Annotated in this window: 20 protein-coding genes and 3 tRNA genes; 6 read left to right on the forward strand and 17 right to left on the reverse strand. The window is 36.0% G+C overall.

Features of this window, described 5'->3' with window-relative positions:
- Positions 1-17 precede the first annotated feature (17 nt).
- From SB679_RS16480 to SB679_RS16505, 6 genes are all read right to left on the reverse strand, one after another.
- Positions 18-1610, reverse strand: coding sequence for a GldM family protein (locus tag SB679_RS16480; protein WP_410703373.1), 1593 nt, complete (start codon positions 1608-1610; stop codon positions 18-20).
- 53 nt (positions 1611-1663) lie between these two features.
- A complete protein-coding gene (gene gldL / locus SB679_RS16485; protein ID WP_410703375.1) occupies positions 1664-2359 on the reverse strand; it encodes a gliding motility protein GldL in 696 nt (231 codons plus the stop codon).
- 58 nt (positions 2360-2417) lie between these two features.
- Positions 2418-3839: a gliding motility lipoprotein GldK gene (gene gldK, locus SB679_RS16490; RefSeq protein ID WP_410703376.1), complete on the reverse strand. Its 1422-nt coding sequence runs from the start codon at positions 3837-3839 to the stop codon at positions 2418-2420.
- Between the two features lie 108 nt (positions 3840-3947).
- A complete protein-coding gene (gene glmS, locus SB679_RS16495) occupies positions 3948-5801 on the reverse strand; it encodes a glutamine--fructose-6-phosphate transaminase (isomerizing) (protein WP_410703377.1) in 1854 nt (617 codons plus the stop codon).
- Between the two features lie 19 nt (positions 5802-5820).
- Positions 5821-7410 carry a DUF4270 family protein gene (locus SB679_RS16500; RefSeq protein ID WP_410703378.1) on the reverse strand — a complete coding sequence of 530 codons (1590 nt, stop codon included), beginning with the start codon at positions 7408-7410 and terminating at the stop codon, positions 5821-5823.
- 14 nt (positions 7411-7424) lie between these two features.
- A complete protein-coding gene (locus SB679_RS16505; RefSeq protein WP_410703379.1) occupies positions 7425-8195 on the reverse strand; it encodes a glycogen/starch synthase in 771 nt (256 codons plus the stop codon).
- 171 nt (positions 8196-8366) lie between these two features.
- Here SB679_RS16505 and panC point away from each other — a divergent pair, with 171 nt between their 5' ends.
- Positions 8367-9215 carry a pantoate--beta-alanine ligase gene (panC, locus tag SB679_RS16510; RefSeq protein ID WP_410703380.1) on the forward strand — a complete coding sequence of 283 codons (849 nt, stop codon included), beginning with the start codon at positions 8367-8369 and terminating at the stop codon, positions 9213-9215.
- Between the two features lie 98 nt (positions 9216-9313).
- Here the strand turns inward: panC and SB679_RS16515 are convergent.
- The 3 genes from SB679_RS16515 to SB679_RS16525 all read right to left on the reverse strand — a co-directional run bounded on the left by SB679_RS16515 (position 9314) and on the right by SB679_RS16525 (position 9635).
- Positions 9314-9386: transfer RNA gene (locus tag SB679_RS16515), tRNA-Lys, on the reverse strand.
- 54 nt (positions 9387-9440) lie between these two features.
- Positions 9441-9523, reverse strand: a tRNA-Leu gene (locus SB679_RS16520).
- Positions 9524-9562: 39 nt separating this feature from the next.
- Positions 9563-9635 (reverse strand) — tRNA-Lys (locus SB679_RS16525).
- A gap of 114 nt (positions 9636-9749) precedes the next feature.
- Here SB679_RS16525 and SB679_RS16530 point away from each other — a divergent pair.
- Positions 9750-10265 carry a shikimate kinase gene (locus SB679_RS16530; protein ID WP_410703381.1) on the forward strand — a complete coding sequence of 172 codons (516 nt, stop codon included), beginning with the start codon at positions 9750-9752 and terminating at the stop codon, positions 10263-10265.
- Here SB679_RS16530 and SB679_RS16535 read toward each other — a convergent pair.
- The gene (locus tag SB679_RS16535) at positions 10260-10712 is read right to left on the reverse strand and encodes an RNA-binding S4 domain-containing protein (protein WP_410703382.1); all 453 of its coding nucleotides are present in this window, start codon (positions 10710-10712) and stop codon (positions 10260-10262) included. The genes SB679_RS16530 and SB679_RS16535 overlap by 6 nt on opposite strands.
- A gap of 55 nt (positions 10713-10767) precedes the next feature.
- Here SB679_RS16535 and SB679_RS16540 point away from each other — a divergent pair, with 55 nt between their 5' ends.
- Positions 10768-11520 (forward strand): hypothetical protein, encoded by a 753-nt coding sequence (locus SB679_RS16540; protein ID WP_410703383.1) that lies wholly within the window; start codon positions 10768-10770, stop codon positions 11518-11520.
- 68 nt (positions 11521-11588) lie between these two features.
- Here SB679_RS16540 and SB679_RS16545 read toward each other — a convergent pair whose 3' ends face one another.
- The 3 genes from SB679_RS16545 to SB679_RS16555 all read right to left on the reverse strand — a co-directional run bounded on the left by SB679_RS16545 (position 11589) and on the right by SB679_RS16555 (position 15164).
- Complete coding sequence (locus tag SB679_RS16545) at positions 11589-13106, reverse strand: FMN-binding glutamate synthase family protein (protein WP_410703384.1); 1518 nt, start codon at positions 13104-13106, stop codon at positions 11589-11591.
- 54 nt (positions 13107-13160) lie between these two features.
- Positions 13161-14507 carry a tRNA (N(6)-L-threonylcarbamoyladenosine(37)-C(2))-methylthiotransferase MtaB gene (gene mtaB, locus SB679_RS16550; protein WP_410703385.1) on the reverse strand — a complete coding sequence of 449 codons (1347 nt, stop codon included), beginning with the start codon at positions 14505-14507 and terminating at the stop codon, positions 13161-13163.
- A 66-nt stretch (positions 14508-14573) separates the two neighbouring features.
- The gene (locus SB679_RS16555; RefSeq protein WP_410703386.1) at positions 14574-15164 is read right to left on the reverse strand and encodes a DUF1572 family protein; all 591 of its coding nucleotides are present in this window, start codon (positions 15162-15164) and stop codon (positions 14574-14576) included.
- A gap of 58 nt (positions 15165-15222) precedes the next feature.
- On the opposite strand from SB679_RS16555, the gene SB679_RS16560 reads away from it, so the two are divergent.
- Positions 15223-15579, forward strand: coding sequence for a nuclear transport factor 2 family protein (locus tag SB679_RS16560; protein WP_410703387.1), 357 nt, complete (start codon positions 15223-15225; stop codon positions 15577-15579).
- A 93-nt stretch (positions 15580-15672) separates the two neighbouring features.
- Here SB679_RS16560 and SB679_RS16565 read toward each other — a convergent pair whose 3' ends face one another.
- Together SB679_RS16565 and SB679_RS16570 are read right to left on the reverse strand one after the other, a co-directional pair.
- Complete coding sequence (locus tag SB679_RS16565) at positions 15673-17754, reverse strand: T9SS type B sorting domain-containing protein (protein ID WP_410703388.1); 2082 nt, start codon at positions 17752-17754, stop codon at positions 15673-15675.
- 161 nt (positions 17755-17915) lie between these two features.
- Positions 17916-18713: a hypothetical protein gene (locus tag SB679_RS16570; protein WP_034712073.1), complete on the reverse strand. Its 798-nt coding sequence runs from the start codon at positions 18711-18713 to the stop codon at positions 17916-17918.
- A gap of 209 nt (positions 18714-18922) precedes the next feature.
- Here SB679_RS16570 and glgP point away from each other — a divergent pair, with 209 nt between their 5' ends.
- On the forward strand, positions 18923-20581 hold the full coding sequence (gene glgP / locus SB679_RS16575; protein WP_410703389.1) for an alpha-glucan family phosphorylase: 1659 nt from the start codon (positions 18923-18925) through the stop codon (positions 20579-20581).
- 86 nt (positions 20582-20667) lie between these two features.
- Here the strand turns inward: glgP and SB679_RS16580 are convergent, their stop codons facing one another.
- Both SB679_RS16580 and SB679_RS16585 read right to left on the reverse strand, forming a co-directional pair.
- Positions 20668-20853 (reverse strand): DUF6496 domain-containing protein, encoded by a 186-nt coding sequence (locus SB679_RS16580; protein ID WP_410703391.1) that lies wholly within the window; start codon positions 20851-20853, stop codon positions 20668-20670.
- Positions 20854-20863: 10 nt separating this feature from the next.
- Positions 20864-21337 (reverse strand): hypothetical protein, encoded by a 474-nt coding sequence (locus SB679_RS16585; protein WP_410703392.1) that lies wholly within the window; start codon positions 21335-21337, stop codon positions 20864-20866.
- Between the two features lie 135 nt (positions 21338-21472).
- On the opposite strand from SB679_RS16585, the gene SB679_RS16590 reads away from it, so the two are divergent.
- A complete protein-coding gene (locus SB679_RS16590) occupies positions 21473-21649 on the forward strand; it encodes a bacteriocin-like protein (RefSeq protein WP_165585197.1) in 177 nt (58 codons plus the stop codon).
- The last annotated feature ends 49 nt before the right edge of the window (positions 21650-21698 follow it).

Consider the following 21698-nt stretch of genomic DNA (forward strand, 5'->3'; position numbering starts at 1 on the left):
AATTTACAATTTTAGTCCTATTGAACGTTAATTAATATAGGAGTAATGTTTTTAATTACTTGTCCGTCTAAGCCTTGAGCAGTTGCTTTAATATCAAAGATTGATACTACATCACCTGTTCTTAAGTTTCTCACTAATCCTGCCGCATCATCTAGTGAACTTCCGTGGATCAATAATGCTGCTTTACCAGGAACTCTAACCATAAACTGCGTTACAGTAAATGAAACCGGGAAGTCAAAGTCAGGAATTGCTGCCTGAACAGACTGGTTAGGAATAGAACTTGCCGGCATAGACAATACATTCTGACCTCTCATCTGCCCTTGTGGTGGCGGTACATTCTTAATTCTGTATTCAAATACCTGAGAAACAGATTTTCCGTAAGGATCTATTCCAGATAATGTAAGCTTCACTGTAGTTCCGCTTGAAGGTTTAACAATCCATTTTCCTGGACCTGTACCTCTTACGGTAGCACCTGGAGCAGATAATGAAAGTTTAGAGTTATCAGCACCTAATATCGATCCGGATACTGGGTTTTCAAGGCCTCTATACATTACATTCATTTTATCAGCAGATAGTAATAATCCTTTTTCAAGTTTTACTTCTCTTGGTCCTGCAATCACATTATACGTATGCGTCCAAGGGAAACTTTGAGGTTTACCTGAAGCATCTGTTAATGTAATCGTACCTCCTAATTTATGTTCGCCAATACCTGATCCTGTAATTGAACTAATTCCTTGTCCATTCTCAACTTTACCAACACCTGTAATACTAATTTTATTACTATTAGAATAAGTACCTAACATTACTTTTACTTCTGCCTGCTTACCAGCCTGAATATCAATTGGTCCTGAAACGATAGGTTCGTAGCTAGAGAATTTAATACTCGCATCTACTTTTTCCTGTAATAATAATGCTAATGCATCAGATTGTACGTTTCTGGCATCATTTTGGATAATCTCTAAATTAGAGATCGCCGCAATAAGTGGCTGATGATAGAATTTGTTCTGGAACCAAGTCTTCTCATTTGGAGATTTTCCTTTTGGATATTCCGCAATTAGAGACTTATTAGCTCTTTCAACCAAATCTTTTAATTGAGCGTTATTACCAAAAGTAGCAACGATATAATTTCTTACATCATCAATCTTAGCTTTTAAGTCTGTAGCTCCTTTAGTAAGTGTATTTTCATCTCCGTCTTTAAAGAAGTAAGCCATTGTTGCTTCATTATTGTTAAGAGCTGCAAAGTTTTCACTTACATCAATTTCTTTCTTGGTTACAGGATCTATTTCATGAAATTCTGATTGCTTTTTTAACTCGTCTTTTATTTTCTGAGACGCCTCTACTAAAGCATCGATTTTCACTTTCAGAACTTTATATTGCTCCCAAGGCTGTGCATAGGTATCTGGTACCTGCTGCGCTTTTGATTCAAGGGTTCTTTCAAAAATTTTCTCATTCTTTTTCTCTGTTAAAGTTCTTGTTTCATGAAGCGCTTTAGTGGAATCGTAATAAGATCGGATGATTTCAGCATCAATGTTGAGGGCCATCATAGCGATGAACACCAAATACATAAGGTTGATCATCTTCTGACGTGGAGTCTGTTTTCCTTGTGCCATTCTTTTTCTTTTTGTTTTGGATTAAAAATTAAATATTAAAAATGGTTTGGAAATTACGACTTCATAGCAGTCAACATACCGCCATAAACTCTGTTTAGATTATTTAAGTTAGATGTTAAACCTTGTAATTCTTGATTAAATTTCTCTGAATGTTCAGCAGATTTCTGCATGTCTGCAACGTATTTGTTAGCAAATTCAGATTGTCTTTTACCACTCTCCAACTGCATTGCATATAAAGCATTCATGCTTTCCATGTGTAGAGCAGCTTTGTTAAGTTGGTCATTATACTTATGAGTAGAAGCAGAAACATCTACCGTTTGATTGATCTGGTCTACAGAGTTTGAGAATTTATCAATACCTGTTCTTAGTCTATCAAATAATTGAACATCTAATTTTGCGTCAGCAAGCATCTTGTCCAATTTTGTAGAAAGAGAATTTTCTAATTCTGCAAATTGAGCTGCTGCTCCATTTTTAGAAGATATATTTGAATGTATTGGGTTAGGATTTGCATGTTTATCTAATAATTCAGGATATACATTTTCCCAAGCATAAGACTCTTCAGATTTCGGAGGGTCAAAAGCAAAAATAATAAAAATGATTGCTTCTGTAATAAGTCCTACTGTAAGAGCAATATTACCATTAATTGGTCCCAAAGTAATGTGAGTAATTTTAAGCCAAGCTCCAAGAATTACAATTGCAGCACCGAATGAATAAAAGAAGTTCATCCAAGCATCTTTAGTCTTAAACATATAAGTTAGTTTTTTTTAGTGTTATAAAATTGTTATTGAAAAATAATTGTCTGATTTATTATCTGCTAACTCTTTTTGGTTTTACAGCAGCTTCAGGAATATCCTGTACTGTTCTAAATCCAATATAACTTCTAGCCGAATCTTTTCTTTCCCAATCTCTTGCTCCAGTCATAAGCATATAGCCTACATCTTTCCAAGAACCTCCTCTTACAGATTTTTTAGTATCTGTTGTATTTTTTGTAGAAGGATTTAAAGTAGAAGAGAATCCGTATGAAGAATTGTTATAAGCAGACACTGTCCATTCAGAAACATTTCCAGCCATATCAAATAACCCAAAACCATTCTTCTTAAATTTCTTTACTGGAGCTGTATATGTATAAGTACCTTTCTTGTCGTCTTCCATATAGTTACCACGCTTCGGTTTGAAGTTTGCAAAATAGCATCCTCTATCATCCATCAAATATGGACCTCCCCAAGGATAAGTGGCATTTTGCATACCACCTCTTGCAGCATATTCCCATTCAACCTCTGTAGGAAGACGGAATGTCAATGGTCTTTGTTTTTTTCTTTTTAAACTTTCGTTGTAATCAGTTTTCAGTTTAGATCTAAAGTTACAATATGCTCTAGCCTGATCCCATGTTACCCCAACTACCGGATAATCTTTATAAGCTTTATGCCAGAAATATTGTTCGAACAACGGCTCATTATAAGCGAAGTGGAAATCTTTTACCCAAACTGTAGTATCTGGATAGATCGCAATACTTTTACTCTTAAGGTAATTAGCACCTCTTTCGTTATCAGCAATTGCAGCATCCATATCTCCCCACTGATAGTTGTATTTTAATTTACTAACATCTAGAATTCTTTCGTTACCCATTCTAGAAGAAGCTGGCAAATACATTGATTCTAATACTTCTGCATATTCCACATCTGGATATTTAGAGGTACTCCAATGTAAAGGAATTTTCCAGTCTAATTTTTTAGTGGCATCAAATCCACTTTCTTCTCTGCCTCCCTGGCCTTCTAAATATTCTTGATAGGGTGTTAAATTTTCTTCTTTCTTTGCAAGGTATGCATAATCCCCTATGCTTGCTCCTTTACGTCCGCCTTCATCACCGCCTTCTCCAGCAGCTTCAGCAAGTAAAGTTCTCGCAATTGAGTCTCTTACGTAATTAATAAATACCCTGTATTCTGCATTTGTAGTTTCAGCTTCATCCATGAAGAAAGAGGAAACGGTAACCGTTTTTAATGCTGCTTTTTCAGGGCTATTTGTTGGATCCTGGTCTGCTAAACCAGCAACAAAGGAACCTGCAGGAATGGCCACCATACCGTATGGTCTTTCCGCAACAAATGATTTCGTTTTCTCTCTTGGTATCAATTCTCCTTTTGTTCCAGGTTTCCCTACAGAAGAGCTACCACCACCTGAACAAGATACCGACGCTACCGACGCAGACAATAATAAAAGAAATATCCTTTTCATGTTAATTTTTATAATTAAGCCGTAAATATATAATTTTTTTAAGAAACTTTTAAGATTTTTTTTGAAATAACGAAAGAAATCTAAATTTATTTTATTTACAAATACTTTTTATTCCACAGTTACAGATTTCGCAAGGTTTCTCGGTTGATCCACATTAGCACCTCTATATACAGCAATGTAATATGCTAAGAGCTGTAAAGGTACTGATGCGATGATTGGAGAGAAGCACTCTGAAGTCTCGGGAATTTCAATAACATAATCTGCCATTTCACTTACCTGCTGATCGCCTTTATTTACGACAGCGATAATTTTACCTCTTCTGGCTTTAATTTCCTGAACATTGCTTACAATCTTATCATAGTGTCCTTTTTTAGGAGCAATAATAACGATAGGCATGTTTTCATCAATTAAAGCAATCGGACCATGTTTCATTTCTGCTGCAGGATATCCTTCAGCATGAATATAGGAGATTTCTTTTAGTTTTAAAGCTCCTTCCAATGCTGCAGGATAGTTGTACCCTCTTCCCAAATAAAGGAAGTTGGTAGCATCTACAAAATCTTTTGCAATACTTTGAGTCAGCTCATGGGTTGTGTTTAATACTTCTTCTATCTTTTTAGGGAGTACATCCAATTCAGCAATTAAGCTCATAAATTCAGCATTCCCCAGATTTCCATTGTGTTTTCCAAGTTTCAATGCAATTAAGCTAAGAATGGTAAGCTGTGCTGTAAATGCTTTTGTAGAGGCTACCCCAATCTCCGGACCAGCGTGGGTATAAGAACCCGCATCTGTAATCCTTGCAATGGAAGAATCTACTACATTACATATACCATATATAAATGCACCTTTTTCTTTTGCTAATTTTAATGCAGCCATGGTATCTGCGGTTTCTCCTGACTGAGAAATTGCGATCACTACATCTTTATCTGTAATAATTGGATTTCTGTATCTGAATTCTGAAGCATATTCTACTTCTACAGGAATTCTCGCGTATTCTTCAATAAGATATTCGCCAATCAGTCCTGCATGCCAAGAAGTTCCGCACGCAATAATGATGATTCTGTTAGCATTTTTAAATTTCTCAACATGATCCCAGATTCCTGCCATCTTGATGATTCCTTCATCAACAAGAAGTCTTCCTCTCATGGTATCATGGACAGATTTTGGCTGCTCGAAAATTTCTTTAAGCATAAAATGCTCATATCCGCCTTTTTCAATTTGCTCCAGGTTCATTTTAAGCTGCTGGATTTCCGGTTCAATTTTAGAATTCTCATTGATTGTTCTAATGTCTACACCCCCTTCTAATGAAATCGTAGCCATATGACCTTCTTCCAAATAGATTGCTTCTTTTGTAAATTCAACAAAAGGAGAGGCATCTGAAGCAATAAAGTATTCTTTATCACCAATTCCGATTGCTAAAGGAGATCCTAACCTACCCACAACCAATACACCAGGATAGTCCTCGTGCATAATAGTCACTGCGTAAGCTCCATATACTTCATTAAGAGCATATCTTGCTGCGGTCGGGAAATCTGTTTGTGAATTCAGATCCATAAAATATTGGATAAGATTAACCAATACTTCTGTATCTGTTTCTGATTTGAAAGTAAATCCTTTTTCGGTAAGCATTTTTTTAATAGTATCGTAGTTCTCTATAATACCATTGTGAACAATAGCCACTTTACCATTATTAGATAAATGCGGATGGGAGTTTCTATCACTAGGAACTCCATGGGTAGCCCAACGGGTATGCCCCATTCCCATTTTTGCTTTTCCTTTTAACTGTTGAGAAATATTGACTAAGTCTTCTACTTTCCCTTTTGTTTTTTCAATTTCAAACTTGTTCCCTGAATCTTCCAATACAATACCTGCACTGTCATATCCTCTATATTCTAATCTTCTAAGACCGTTGATTACTATATCATACGCGTCTTGGAAACCTGTGTATCCTACTATTCCGCACATATTTTTTCTAGTGTTTTTTTTATTTTTTTGTTCCGTAAGTAACTAATAATTGAATTCTGTTAGCATTGGAAGCATCTGTTCCCACGAACACCGCCCTATCCATTGCAAATGATCTGGAAGTATATTTATATCCAGCCAGTGTTGTTGACGATGATGAAAGGGCTAAAAACTCTCCAAGGTTGATTACCAATGTTTTGTTTTCTGCTCCAGTTTCAACAATATCTTTAACAGTTTTCGTTACTGTAAAATCATAATATGCTGGGTTCTTATCCAAATCATACGTTTTGTATGGGGTAAAACCTAACAACATATCCTGAGTAAACGTGGATGAAATAAGTTCACCCGTGGCAGCTTTACTATCAACCGGAAGAAGTGTAAACTTTGTAGGCTTAGCATAAGCATTGTCCCAGTTGGTTTTATCAGTATAAATTCTGATTTTAGCTCCTACAATTGCTGCTTTATTATTTTGATATAATGTTTTAAGCTTATTGATATCAGTATCCTGAATTTTCACCCCGATAGAAGGACCTCCCATAGCCTGCGTATAAAGTCTTGGGTCACCATTTTGTTCACTACTTGTAGCTAATGCAGTAGATAGACTTGATCCAGCTCTATTATATTCATATTGCCCGATATGAGCATTTGCTTCTTTCAGATTAAAGGTAAATGTCGTTTGTGGTCTCGTTACCACACCATTAGTAGTAACATCAGATTTGTAGTACATGATCATCTCCATATCATTAGGAGAAAACTGGAACAAATACCCGTCATTTTCTGCAACTGAAATTCTTATTCCATTAAAATATCGTGTAAAGTTAGACGCATCCTGAAGTTCAGGCTGTCCTTTCTTAGCGATGATTTTATTTTGGAAGAAGGTCTTATCCAATGGGATTCTGAAACCTAAGTTAGACGTAAATGCAGTACTGTTATCAGAAGTCTTTAAAATGGTCATTGCCGTAACATTTCCATTAAAAACGCGGGTTCCTAATAGAGCTCCTGTGCTTACACTTACATTGGAACGGGTAAAACTTGGGTTGTTAGCATCCAGGAAAGTGGTTACTTCATTCACGTTTATATTAAACAAAGTCGGTGCTCCTGCCGTTTCAATATTCCCATATTTATTAACTGCATAGGTCTTAATACTTTCATTAGTGGGAATAGTATTATCTCCATTAAGGAAACCAGCCTTACCTGTTATATCCCCTAAAGCTGTACCATCATATTGAGCAGCAGAAGGTCTTATTACTAAAACCACAGAATCTACTACTGCATTGGTTCCAAAATCAGGATTATCAGTTGATAGTCTTAACTGCGTAAGATAAGAAGCTTTCTGCATTCCAAACTTACTTTCGTTAAAGGCTCCTAAAACCGCAGTAGATGAAGTTGATCCCCATAAATTGATCAATTTAGAAGCATCACTTCTGATACTATCATTATTATTAATATTATAAGCGATAAGGTCATATGGTGTCACGGTACCTTCTGTAGCTTCATTGGCAAATAGCTGCTCCCCCAGCGAATCCGGTTCCGGTTCGCAATTATAAAGCAATACACTTCCAAAAATCGCCAATAATAACATGGCGAAAGTTCTTTTAACATTATGAGTCATTAAAAATGTGTTTTTTAATAAAGTTGGTTTATAGAGTCTACATCAAGATACTCCGATTTTGGAGTAGATGTTTCGTTGAAAGCTTTATCCAGATCCTCATCCAGGAATTCATCGCCCTTCACTACCATATTTACGTAATTCATGCTTTCGATAACAAAACTTTTGATGCTTGGGTTATCTAACGCTTTTAATCCTGAAATATTATCGAATTTTAATTTTTCATCGATCTTCTTATCCAAGGCTGCTTCTTTCTCGTTGTATAGAGAAAGTACAATTTTTGCATCTTTGAAATAAGTATCGGATTCGTAATAGGTTTTAAGATAAATTGGAACAAAAGAAGCCATCCATCCATTTAAATGAATAACATCTGGAACCCAGTTCAGTTTTTTGATGGTCTCAATAACTCCTCTTGCGAAGAAGATTGCTCTTTCATCATTGTCTTCGAAAGGATTCCCTTCGTCATCAACATAGTATTGCTTTCTTTTGAAGTACTCTTCATTATCAATAAAGTAGACTTGAAGTCTTTCCCCCGGAAGAGACGCTACCTTAATAATTAAAGGTTGATCTAGATCATTGATAATAATATTCATTCCCGAAAGGCGGATTACCTCATGAAGCTGGAATTTTCTCTCACTAATTTGTCCAAATCTTGGCATAAAAACTCTAACATCATTGCCTTCATTGTGCATCTTAAGTGCCATTTTGTTTACCACTGCAGCCATATTTGTGTCTTCTTGGTATGGATACATCTCCGTAGTAATGTACAGTATTTTTTGATTCGGCATAAATTTCTTTCTAATTTTTTGTAAAAACGCTTTAATGTGCAAAATTACAAAAAAACATCCAACATTATTTTAATTAACATTTTTTTACGATAATTCCCTTTTCCAAATTATCAAAAACGCACTTTATTATGCTATATTTTTAGTATTTTTGAATTAGTATTAAAATAAACTATGGAAGTTCTAAAAAACAAGAAAACCCTTCAGGATTTCATTGAAAGACAGAAAGAAATGGGAAAAAGAATAGGCTTTGCGCCTACCATGGGAGCCCTGCATAACGGCCATCTTTCCTTATATGAAGAAGCTAAAAAAGAAAATGATCTTGTCATTTCTTCAATTTTTGTGAATCCCACTCAATTTAATAATCCTGAAGATCTGGAAAAGTACCCAAGAGATGTCAATAGAGATATCTTAATTTTAAAAAACTCAGGATTGGTGGATGCCGTATATATTCCTGAAGTAGCGGATATCTATCCGGAAAAGGCAGTAAGCCAGCATTATGATTTTGACGGACTGGAAAATGAAATGGAAGGAAAGTCAAGACCTGGACATTTTGATGGAGTTGGAACTGTAGTGGAAGAGTTATTCCGACAGGTGAAACCTGATAGTGCTTATTTTGGAGAAAAAGATTTCCAGCAGCTGGCCATTATAAAAAAAATGGTTGAAAAGAAGCACCTGCCGATCAAAATAGTTGGAGTTTCTATTTACAGAGCAGACAATGGTCTTGCCCTAAGTTCAAGAAACCAAAGACTTCATGAAGACCGTAAAGAGGTTTCAAAAATCATTTACCAGACCTTACAAAAAGTCAACGACTGGTTCAGAACCGTTACCGTTCCTGAAATTAAAGAGAGAGTATCTGATATTTTTGACCATCAGCAGGGCATGCAGCTGGAATATTTCCTGATTGCTGACGAAGAGACGTTAAAAGAGACTGATTTCTTTTATAAAGACAGAAACTACAGAGCTTTTATTGTAGTAATGGTAGATGGTGTGCGATTAATCGACAATATGCATTTAGAGTAGAACAGAAAACAAAAAATCAAAGGCTTCCTGAGGGAAGCCTTTGAAACACCAAATCACAAAATATTAATATGAAAAAAATTTACTTTTCAGTAAACTTGTGACCCGGCTGGGATTCGAACCCAGGACCCATACATTAAAAGTGTATTGCTCTACCAGCTGAGCTACCGAGTCGGCCACAATTAAAAATGAATTACTTCACTGTTAACTATTAAATTTTCTTTGCAGTGCCTGCGACTGGACTCGAACCAGCACATCCTTAGGAAACCACCCCCTCAAGATGGCGTGTCTACCAATTTCACCACGCAGGCTAAAAAAATTACAAAAATCTAGTAATATTTTTTCGCTTGTGACCCGGCTGGGATTCGAACCCAGGACCCATACATTAAAAGTGTATTGCTCTACCAGCTGAGCTACCGAGTCGGTCACTTTGATAACGATTTGCAGTTGTGTATTGTTCCTCGTTTTCAGTGGTGCAAAGATAGGACTTTTTTCATTATCTCAAAACTTTTTTGCAAATTTGTTTAAAAAAAATTCATGATAATTTCACTGGTCGGATACATGGGATGTGGCAAATCTCACATTTCCAAAATATTAAGCGAAAAAATAAATTTTAAATTAATTGACCTAGATAAAGAGATTTCTAGGCGAAATAAATTAACCATCTCAGAAATTTTCGAAAAAAAGGGCGAGATCTCCTTTAGAAAGCTAGAAAGGGAGGCATTGGAAGAAATATTAGCGAGCGAAGAAAATGTGGTTTTAAGTCTTGGTGGTGGGACTCCGGTTTACTATAATAACATGGAGATTATCAACCATAGCTCTAAAAGTTTCTTTTTGAGAGCATCTATCAGTACATTATCAGAAAGGCTTTCAAAACAAAAAGAAAAAAGGCCGTTAATAGCCAATATTTCGGATGAAAACCTTCCTGAGTTCATTGCTAAGCATCTATTCGAAAGAAACGAATTTTACAGCAAAGCACAGTTTAATATCAATACAGATTCGAGAGAACCTGAAGATATTGTTCAAGAAATTATTGAAAAGCTCTATTTATAGAGCTTTTTCATTTTCTTCTTCCTCATTTTGGTTACCACTTTCCCCAAAAAAGTCATCCCAATCGGTAAAATCTGATGCAATATCATTTCCTACATACTCATCCATCTCTCTTCTGTCTTTTTTAGTAGGCCTTCCTTCTCCTTTAACTCTGTAATAATCCTGAGTCATTTTACGGAGTTTTAATAATTCATATTGGTCGTTATCCGTGACGTCTTTGATGTGAAGTGGAACCAATTTAGCTCCAATCCTACTTTTAGGAATCTGGATCACTTTTATTTTATAATCAATCTGATTTTTACGGATCTTGATAACATCTCCTTCTTTTACCTCTTTTGAGGCCTTTACAACACCCTCTCCTATGGACACTCTGTTCTTTTTAATCTCATCTGTAGCAACACTTCTTGTCTTATAAAAACGAATGCTCCATAAAAATTTATCTATTCTCATAATTTTTTATACTTTTGCCGTTATATTATTTGTAAAGTAATTAAAGTTTTTTGAAATGAAAAAAATATTTTTATATATCCTTGCAGGATCGCTGTGTTTTTCTGCATGTAAAAAAGATGATGCGGATACAACTTATACGGAGCCGGCTGATGTTGGTGTACAAAACGACTACGACAATCAGGCTATCGTTAAGTTTATGAATGAAAACTACTTGGATGCCCAGGGAAATATAAAAGCTTTCAGCAGTACAGACACTTCTGATGACACTCAGACAAAACTGGCTGATCTGCCTCATACCACTTTACCTTCCGGAACGATCTATTTCATAAGAGCCGGTGCTCAGCCAGCGGATGTACCAACACCCGGATACACCATTGGTGCTACGGATATTATTAGAATCATGATGAGATCTAAATCTTATCTTGCGGTAAATACAGATGGAAATATAGCTTTTCAGACCGGAACAGATTTTATGAACACGATAGACGGATCTACTATTCCTGCTGTTGATCCTAAATTCTATTACATATCTGACAAAGATCCATTAATAGTAAATGCAACTACTGATGCTGCAAAACAAAAGAGCTATTATATGATTGAAGGCTTTAATGAAGCCTTGCAAAAATTCCAAGCTTTTAGCAAAGGAAATTCAGAAGCATATAACCTTCAAGGAGTTATCATTGTACCTTCAAGAGCAGCTTTTGCCAGAGACCCATACAATAATTACACCGGATCTTCTTTAAGAAACAATTCTTTTGTCTTTAATTTTCAGGTATATGGAACAGCTCCGAGACCTGCTGGACAATAGTTAAAACAACATAAAACAAAAACCGCTTCAATACATGAAGCGGTTTTTTTATACTTTACCTTTATCTTTTAAGATCTGGCTTTTTGTTTTACATTTCCTAAGATATCAGGGAAATAAAGATCCGCCAGATGATCAAATTCATCTCCTCTCATAAACATGGTTGCATCTACTTCTTCATAAGATTTTCTTCCTGCTGCAGCAATCAGTTCATTACAGGTATGAAGGGTGTTTTTATGGAAATGATACACTCTTTCACTTTTATCAGTTACATCCAACCCTTTAATAAGCATTTTATCCTGTGTAGCAACTCCTGTAGGGCAATTATTCGTATTGCATCTCAGTGCCTGAATACAGCCTAAAGAGAACATGAATCCTCTTGCATTATTACACATATCAGCACCCATCGCAACAGCTCTCAAAATATCTAAACTCGTTAATACTTTACCACTAGCAATCACTCTCAGTTTATCTCTTACGTTATAACTATTCAACGTTCTGTTTACAAATATTAAGGCTGGTTCCAACGGCATTCCTACTCCATCTGAAAATTCCGGCGGTGCGGCTCCTGTTCCTCCTTCAGCACCATCTATAGTGATAAAATCCGGGTAAATTTTCAACACATTCATCTGAACACAGATGTCTTCAAATTCTCTGGTATCTCCTATACAAAGCTTAAAACCAACAGGTTTTCCTCCTGAAAGTTCTCTTAAATGCTGTACAAATCTCAATAATCCTGCAGCATTGGAAAAAGCAGAATGAGAGGGTGGTGAAATAACCGTCATTCCGGGTGTTACGTGACGGATTTTTGCAATTTCAGGGGTGTTTTTTACTCCCGGCAGAACTCCTCCATGTCCGGGTTTTGCGCCTTGAGATAATTTAATTTCAATCATCTTTACAGCTGGAAGTGTAGCATATTTTACAAATAATTCAGGGTTGAATTTCCCTTCTTCATCTCTGCATCCAAAATATCCTGTTCCAATCTGCCAGCATAAATCTCCACCTTCCAAATGGTGCGGAGAAACCCCTCCTTCACCGGTATTATGATAGAAATTTCCTTTTTTTGCACCTCTATTCAAAGACATCTGAGCCCTGTCGCTTAATGCCCCAAAACTCATCGCTGAAATATTGAATAACGAGGCATGATAAGGTTGTGTACACTGCTCCCCTCCTACCCAAACTCTCGGTAATTCTTCTGAAGGAGATTTTGCATAAATGGAATGCTTAATTCCTTCATATTTTCTATGATTAACTTCTAACTGTGTTCCAAAAGCTACCGTATCACTCAGGTTTTTGGCACGTCTATACACTGCAGAACGCTGGTTTCTCGGAAACGGCTTGCCATCGGTTTCTCTTTCGATGAAATATTGCTGCATTTCAGGTGAGATACTTTCAAAAAAGTACCGAAAGTAGCCTAGCACCGGAAAGTTCCTTAAAATGGCATGTTTTGACTGGTAGGCATTATATACGCCTAATGCATAAATGGCGGAAAGCAGAATCGGTATCCAATAATGCGCTCTGATTAATAACGCTACAATCCATATAGCAGTTACTAATACAATTCCCCAAGATAAAAACTTATCTCTCATAAGAATGTAGTATTTAAAAGTTAAAATAAATTTAGTTGAAATTTTGCAAAGAGACTATGCTTTTGCTAAAAAACTTTCGTAAGAAGATTGCACAGAAACTGTGCCATCTGACAGGATTTTTTCTAAATTCAGAAATTCTATTTGATTAACGGAGGCCTGATCAAATTCTTTTTGAACCCTCACATAGTTTTCTGTGAAGCCGTACATTTTTCCGTCTTTATTCTCATGCTCCCAAAGAACAGGAAGCGTTTTTCCAAGCTGGGTTTCATAAAATGCCATTTTTTTCTTTTCAGAAAGTATTCTCAGCATTTTATTACGTTTTTTTCTTTCAGGAATAGGAACTACTCCGTCCATTCCGGCAGCTTCTGTATTCTCCCTTTCAGAATAGGTGAATACGTGGAGATAACTTATCGGAAGTTCATTCAGGAAGTTATAGGTTTCCATAAATAATTCTTCGGTTTCTCCTGGAAATCCTACAATAACGTCTACACCAATTGCTGCATGGGGCATTACCTCACGAATTTTATTGACTCTGTTTCTGTACAGCTGAGTCAGATAACGGCGTTTCATTTTTTTCAATAAATCATCGCTTCCCGACTGTAAAGGAATATGAAAATGCGGAACAAAGCTTCTGCTTTTAGAAACGAGTTCAATGCTTTCATCCTTCAAAAGATTGGGTTCAATGGAAGAAATACGTATTCTTTCAATGCCTTCTACCTGATCAAGTTCTGAAATCAGATCTAAAAAAGTATGTTCGTGTCTTTTGTTTCCAAATTCTCCCTTTCCGTAATCACCGATATTTACTCCTGTAAGAACAATTTCTTTGATGTCTCTTCCTGCAATTTCTTTGGCATTTGCAAGAACATTCGGAATGGTATCGGAACGGGAAATCCCTCTTGCCAAAGGAATCGTACAGTACGTACATTTATAATCACAGCCATCCTGAACTTTCAGGAAAGCTCTGGTTCTGTCACCGATAGAATAACTTCCTATAAAGAAGTCTGTTTCTTCAATTTCACAAGAATGGACAATTCCTTCGCTTTCAGATTTTTCTAAATCATCGAGATAGCTTAAGATATTGAATTTTTCTTTGGCTCCGAGAACCAAATCCACTCCGTTGATCTGAGAAATTTCTTCAGGCTTCAGCTGTGCATAGCATCCAACAATAACCACCAACCCTTCAGGATTGGCCTTCATGGCTCTTTTTACGTGAAGTTTACATTCTCGGTCTGCATTCTCGGTCACCGAACAAGTATTGATAACATAGACATTCGCCTTATCATCAAAACCTACTTTGTCATAACCTGCATCTGTTAACTGACGGGCAATAGTAGATGTTTCTGCAAAGTTTAATTTGCAGCCAAGGGTATGAAATGCGGCGGTTCTGTGAATGTGAGACATTGATTACTCCTGAATTTTATGGGTGCAAAGATAGTAATTTTAATAAAGACTCTAAATTGATTCAGTCTATTGTTTGTATTCATCTCTTATTTCAGAACTATTTTGAAAACAAACGGGTGAAGCATTGGATGTTAGATCCTTTTCTTCCTGCTTTTTTTTCATTTCCGTATTAAATTCCTGAGATTTATTTCTGGCAATGGAAAGTGTTTTCCAGTCTTCATTTTTCATCATTTTAGCAAGATAAACGATTTGGCCGATATGATAAGGGTAATGAGCCAGCTGACGAAAAACAGCATCGGCAACAGAATGCGCTTCTCCCCTGATATAAATCGTTGAGTATAGATTTTCTTCAGTAATCTGCCCCAAAGCATCAAAAAAACATTTCCATCCTTTTTCCCAAAAATCCAGAACTTCCTGCTTAGTGTTCATCGTATTTACAAATTCCTCATCTCGGTTCCGCCAGGATTTCTCTCCATCTTCCGTCAGAAAATTCGTCCATCGGGAAAGCATATTTCCTGCAATATGATTTATGATGACGGCAATAGAATTACTTTCTTCATTATACTGCCAAAATACCTGCTCTTCGGAAAGCTGTTGTAAAGTATTATCTCCAAGAGACTTATAATACTCAAAACGTTTTACAAATAAATCTTCCATGAGTTTAAAATAAAAACTAAGTTACCATTTTTCCCGTATATACAGTATAAATGCAGTTATGGTTTGTAAGATAAGTGACTTTATGAAAGATCTGAATTCATTAAATATAGAACAGCTTGAAAAATGGTTCACCGATGAAAGTACCATATGGATTCCGCCTTTACAGGAAGTTTCAGGTAAAAATAGGATTTTAGCTTTATTCAGAGCTATTTTCAAACGCTATGAAACGATTGAATGGCACGTTTCTGAAATTTTTTCTTTGGGAAATCACAAATATTTCTATCAAACCACTTCATGCGGAACCATGATTGGAAAGGGCATCTATGAAAATAACATCTGTACTTTGGTTCATTTTTCAGAAAATGGAAAAATCATTTATCTTTCTGATTATTTTAAAGATACTAAAGGTTTTTAATAGATATCATTCTTATTTTTTAAGAAATTCATTCATCATTATAACAAAAAACCAGCTTAATACAAGCTGGTTTCTAATTTTATAGGGTTGTATTTATTCTCTGTTTTTTACCATAATCCATCCTGAAAACTTGAAAGCGGTATTCTTTTTATCATTTTCATTCCAGGTTACTGAATACCAATAATTTCCGGTAGGAACTTTCCCGCCTCCTTTTGCGGTACCATCCCATTTATAGCCATTGAATTTATCAGCCTGATGGATTTTATTGCCATATCGGTCAAAAATACTGAATACCATATTCTGTTTATGAGCGAGTGCGGAGTAGTCAACTACATCATTAATTCCATCTCCGTTGGGCGTAATCACATTAATAAGATTAGGAACTACAACATCGATCTGTATCGGCTCACAGTCATAAGCATCTTTTATAAATACGGTATGATCTCCTCTCGAAACATTGGTAAAGACGTTGGAATCCTGCCAATTGATGGCATCCATTGAATACTGATAAGGCGGCATACCTCCAATTACATAAACGGTAATCGTACTGCTGCTGATATCAATCGTAGACACAACGGGCTGTTCTGAAGGATAAACTTTCACCGCTTGTTTTGCAATACAGTCTCCTGTTTTTAGTTTTACCCAATACGTTCCGACACCAACATTGCTGATCGTCTGAGTAGTAGCACCTGTACTCCATTCATACCCATTGAATCCCGGGCCGGCATCCAAAGTGGTTTTATCTTCAATACAAATCACTTTATCTTTAAGAACGCTGGAATACACAGGCGGAATCACTACAAGAGTAACTTTAGCAATGTTATAACAGCCGTTCGCATTGGATACCCGTACATATATTACTCCATTCGGAGCGATATAAGCCGCAGGCGTAGCAATCTCATTAGTCTGATTAATCGCATCTGTGAGAGAAGGATAATATTTTTTCACAGCTCCCAATTGTGTCGTTACAGTGGCATTGATAAGATTAAAAGATGCAGTTGAAGGATTTGCTTCTATGAAACATGCTCTTAAAATAGCATCATTCACAACTACAACAGGATAGAATTTTAAAGTAATCTCTGCAATACCGGAACAGCCGAACTGGGTGGTTACTTTCACATAGATTTTCCCTTCTGCAGATACGAAAGCTGTAGGAGTAGTAATCTCATTGGTTCCTGCATTAAGATCGGATAAAGTATTGTAATATTTTTTAGTAACTGTAGGATCTGCAATTACGTTAGCTGTTGTTAAATCAAATATTGCGGTCCCCGCATTATTATTGTTACATTGGGTTAGTGTAGCATTATAAGGGCTAATTGAACCGTCTTTAAATTTGAAGGTGCCAATCTGTTTACACTTATTCAACTGGTTAGTTGGGTTAGTGGGATCTGTATAGCTGATACTATAAAAATAAACAGTAGTGGTATTAACCGTTATAGGTGCAGTTATAGGATTATTTCCTGTCAAGGCATCATTCTGACTTGTATGATAGGTTACCGTAAAGTTCTGATTTCCATTAATAATCCCTGAAGACAATAAAGAAAAATCAAAAACAGCAGGATTGGTACATATCACAACTTCCCGTGGATCTGCAGGATTAGCAGCCGGATTTCCCGGAGGCATAAAAGGATGTGGCTGAATGGTCGGATCCGTAAACGGAGAAGCTAATGTAGCTGTCCCACCCCATGTTAGATCAAAAGAAAAAACGGTAGGTGAAAAATTATCCAGATATAAATAGTAGGTTTCCCCAGGAAGAACATCCATATATTTCACAAAACCATCCCCAACACCAGGCCCTTCGGTAGTATCTGTAGCGGTCATATTCATACCTGTAGGATAACCTGCAGTAGTACCGTCATTGGAAGAACATCTGATAGGAGTTCCTCTGGTAGCACAGGTTTTATTGGGTCCATAAATAGCCCAGTCGTAATCAACAGGTCCTGTTGGATTAATTTCAAATGTAAGGGTACCCCCCGTAGCAATCGTAAATGAATACCAGGCAGAATTATGCTCCATTTGCAGGCAGCCGCCTAATGTTTCATTAACAGAACCAATTCCTGAAGGTGTATATGTAATATTAGAATTTCCACAAACCGCCAGCGCTGTTGAACAGTCCGCCTGGGAAAAAAAGATCTGGGATACAAATAATAAAATAAAAAGTAGATTTTTTCTCATAGATATATGTTTTTATTAAAAATTAATCATAAATTAAAACAATACACAACACATATATCAAATATACCTATTATTTCATTACAAATAATAAAATTATTCATAGATTGAATTATTCTAAAATATAAAGATATACCTATAGAATTCTACACTAAAAATGCAGATTATTTTATACTTGTAATATTGCCACAAAGATTTTCAAGATGAAAGATTTTATGGAAAGGACTTTGTACTTCCTGGAGATGCTCCCTATCCTGAATAAAAGTATATCTTGAAGCCAGAGAATTCATATCTGAAACAATCACCAGCCAGCATTCATCTACTGAAGTATCATAATACGGGAACTTTTCATTCTTTTTTTCAATCAGTTCCAAAATTTTTTCAGAACAGAGCTCATCAAAAAGATTCATATTATATTCATGGGTGATAAACACATTTCTCCTGTGGACAGATTTCCTGATGCTTTTTACACATCCCACTGCTTTATTTTTCTGTATACTCCTGCAAATACACTGGATAATTTCCTGCTGGTCTTCCAGACGTTCAAACTTAATATTGGTATGGAATTCTAAAAAATAAACACCACGATATTTCGTAGTGTTCTCTTGTTCTAATACTATTTCAGCCTGACGGAAAATTTTATTCAAACAGCTTTCCACTTTCTTCATTTCCAAATGGTTAATCACTTCCGTAAGCTCTATTCCGATTTTTTTGTCGTTGAATTTGGCGATAAAGTCAGGACTTTCGCAAATAAGATTTTCAAACTGCACCTCTGGAAAATGGTGCATAAAAGAGTTCAAGAGTAAAATCTCAGATTTCTTCTTATATTTTTCCCGGTCGTGAAGCAGAGATTCATCTATTTTACGGTGATATTTCTCCATCGGCTTTTTTTTCAAATGTCGATTCAGATAATACAGGCTTAGATTCTTAATAAGATCTTCTTCGGAAAATGTCTTTTTCATGTGTGATTTTTTTATTGATGAGTAAAGAACACATGTACCAATGAGCTTTTATTATTAGAAGTTTTTGATAATCAAAAATTTACCTATTAAAGGTAGGTAAAAAAACTATTCGGCAGATACTTTTAAAATTTATTTATTACATAATTAATGTAGCGTTTATTTTCATATTTAATACCTTTAGTCTTTATAAAAATACAAAACTGTGATTTATGGATTTTAAAAACTTTAAAATACCCTATAGTGTCAACCCTCAATACACTACAAAAACGGCCTATTTTTCGATGGAATTCGCCATTGAGCAAGTACTCAAAGTATACTCTGGCGGCTTAGGCTTTTTAGCAGGATCTCATATGAGAAGTGCTTACAATCTAAAGCAAAACCTTATTGGAATTGGAATTCTCTGGAAATTCGGCTACTATGATCAGGCAAGAAACCATGATCAAACCCTACAACCCACCTGGACAAAAAAAATGTACAGCTTTCTGGAAGACACGGGAATCAAATTTCAGATTGAAATCCACAGCGCACCGGTTTGGGTGAAAGTATGGTATCTGGATCCTGAAATTTTCAATACGGCACCTATGTTCTTTCTTTCGACAGATGTTCCTGAAAACGATCATATTTCAAAGACGATCTGCCATAAATTATATGACGCCAATGAGTCTACAAAGCTTGCACAATATATTTTACTAGGCAAAGGAGGCGCACAATTGCTGGATGAAATGAATATTGAAAGGGATATCTATCACCTGAATGAAGCCCACGGACTTCCTGCTGCGTTCCATTTATTGAAAAAATACAATGGAGATCTTGAGAAAGTCAAAGAAAAACTAGTATTTACCACCCATACCCCTGAAGAAGCAGGAAATGAAAAACATAACCTCAAATTATGTTATGACATGTCTTATTTCTCCGGGTTCAGTATGGAAGAAGCAAAAAAAATTGAAGGAACTGATGACGACCGCTTTAACCATTCGCTCTGTGCTTTAAAAATGGCGAAAGTTGCCAACGGAGTTTCTCAGCTTCACGGCGTAGTTTCCAGAGCTATGTGGAGCAAATATCCGGGAATCTGTGAAATAAAATCGATCACTAATGCACAGGAATTTAAATATTGGTCAGATAAAATACTTTACAATTCTAAAGATGAGAATGACGAAACGGTTTTTGATTTCCGGAAAAAGCATTTAAAGAAAAGACTCTTTAAAATCGTCGCAGACCAGACCGGTAATTTGTTTGATCCCAAAATTTTTACCATCGTTTGGGCGAGAAGATTCGCAGGTTACAAACGTGCCGACATGCTTTTACATGATAAAGAAAGGTTCCGGAATCTATTAAACAACCCTAAATATCCGGTACAGATTATTTGGGCGGGAAAACCTTATCCGATGGACTATGCAGCAATTTCTACCTTTAATACGCTGGTTGAGGAAAGTAAAAACCATAAGAATATGGCTGTTTTAACGGGATACGAGCTTTCTTTAAGTAAATCATTGAAACAAGGCTCTGATTTATGGCTGAATAATCCAAGAGTACCACGGGAAGCCTCAGGAACATCCGGAATGACGGCTGCTATGAATGGCTCTGTAAACCTTTCAACCGATGACGGCTGGATCCCTGAATTTGCCCACCACGGAGAAAACTCATTTGTCGTACCAAAGGCAGATTATGCCAATATGAGTATCTATGAGCAGGACAATTATGACCTGAACAAATTATATGAAATCCTGGAAAATGAGATCATTCCAACTTATTATGACAATCCAAACAAATGGAGGAAAATTCAATACAATTCAATGAATGATGTTAAAGATCATTTCAACAGCGACCGAATGGCTGATGAATACTATAAAATACTTTATAATGATTAGTGAACTGCAACATAATACAAAATAGCAGTAAGCCAATTCTTTTCAAATAAAAATATCCGGGAAAAATTTTCCCGGATATTTTCTAATTAATCTTTTTTCTTTTCAGGCACTTTAAGCCCTTTCTCTTTGGCTTCAGAAATTCCAATGGCAACCGCCTGCTTTCTGTCTGTGACCTTTTTTCCGGAAGAAGATTTTAATTTTCCTTCCTTAAATTCGTGCATTACCTTTCCTACTTTGTCTTGAGCCTTATCTGAGTATTTTGTCTTGCTCATTATAATTTTTTTAAGGTTTTGGCAGGGTTACCCCTAATTCATAAACACTAGCGTGCTTCAAATATTTTGAACGCTCTCTGGAAGTTACCGACTCTAAATGATCATTTTTAATCACAATAATCGGATCTTCCATATTTTCAATCTCAAAATTGGCGAAATATCTTTCTTCAGGGCTTGTTTTATCGTTGCTGGCCTTTATTTTCTGGAGTTCATCTGCATATTTTTTAAATCCGGGGTCAGATGAATGGATAAATTTATATTCATCACCGGCATCTACATAAAAATGGAGTTTTTTTTCAATTAATCCTGCTTCATTTGTTAGCTGAGGATTATCATTTCCATCTTTAAAAGCTACTTCTACAAGATCTCCTCCTTTACTTTGCGCGCATGCTTCGGCATCTTTAAAACTTGAAAAACCAGTATACACAATTTTATCCGTCAAAACGTATCGGTTAAGTTTTTGGTTATATGCATTCGTTTCCATAATTATTACTATTAAATTGATTATACTTTATATATTCAATTTTATTGCCAAATGCATACAAATAATATTATAATTTCATTTAGTAAGCTGTTTTTTTATTATTTTAGTCTTTGTAATCAAAACATTATAATAACTATGAAAAATCTAAAGAAAATTTCAAGAGAACAACTTAAAGATGTAGTGGGAGGAATTCTTCCCGGCATGATCAGATGCATCAGCCCGATTTCCTGTACCAGAACTGTAGGATATATTGGAGGTCTTGACAACCCATGCGGAATCACAACTTATCCAATATGCCGCCTTGAAGAGTAATTTCTCTTTGATATATTGCATAGACAGGGCTTTTGCCCTGTTTTTTAGT

The sequence above is a fragment of the Chryseobacterium sp. SIMBA_029 genome (genome assembly GCF_046535275.1).
Lineage (GTDB): Bacteria > Bacteroidota > Bacteroidia > Flavobacteriales > Weeksellaceae > Chryseobacterium.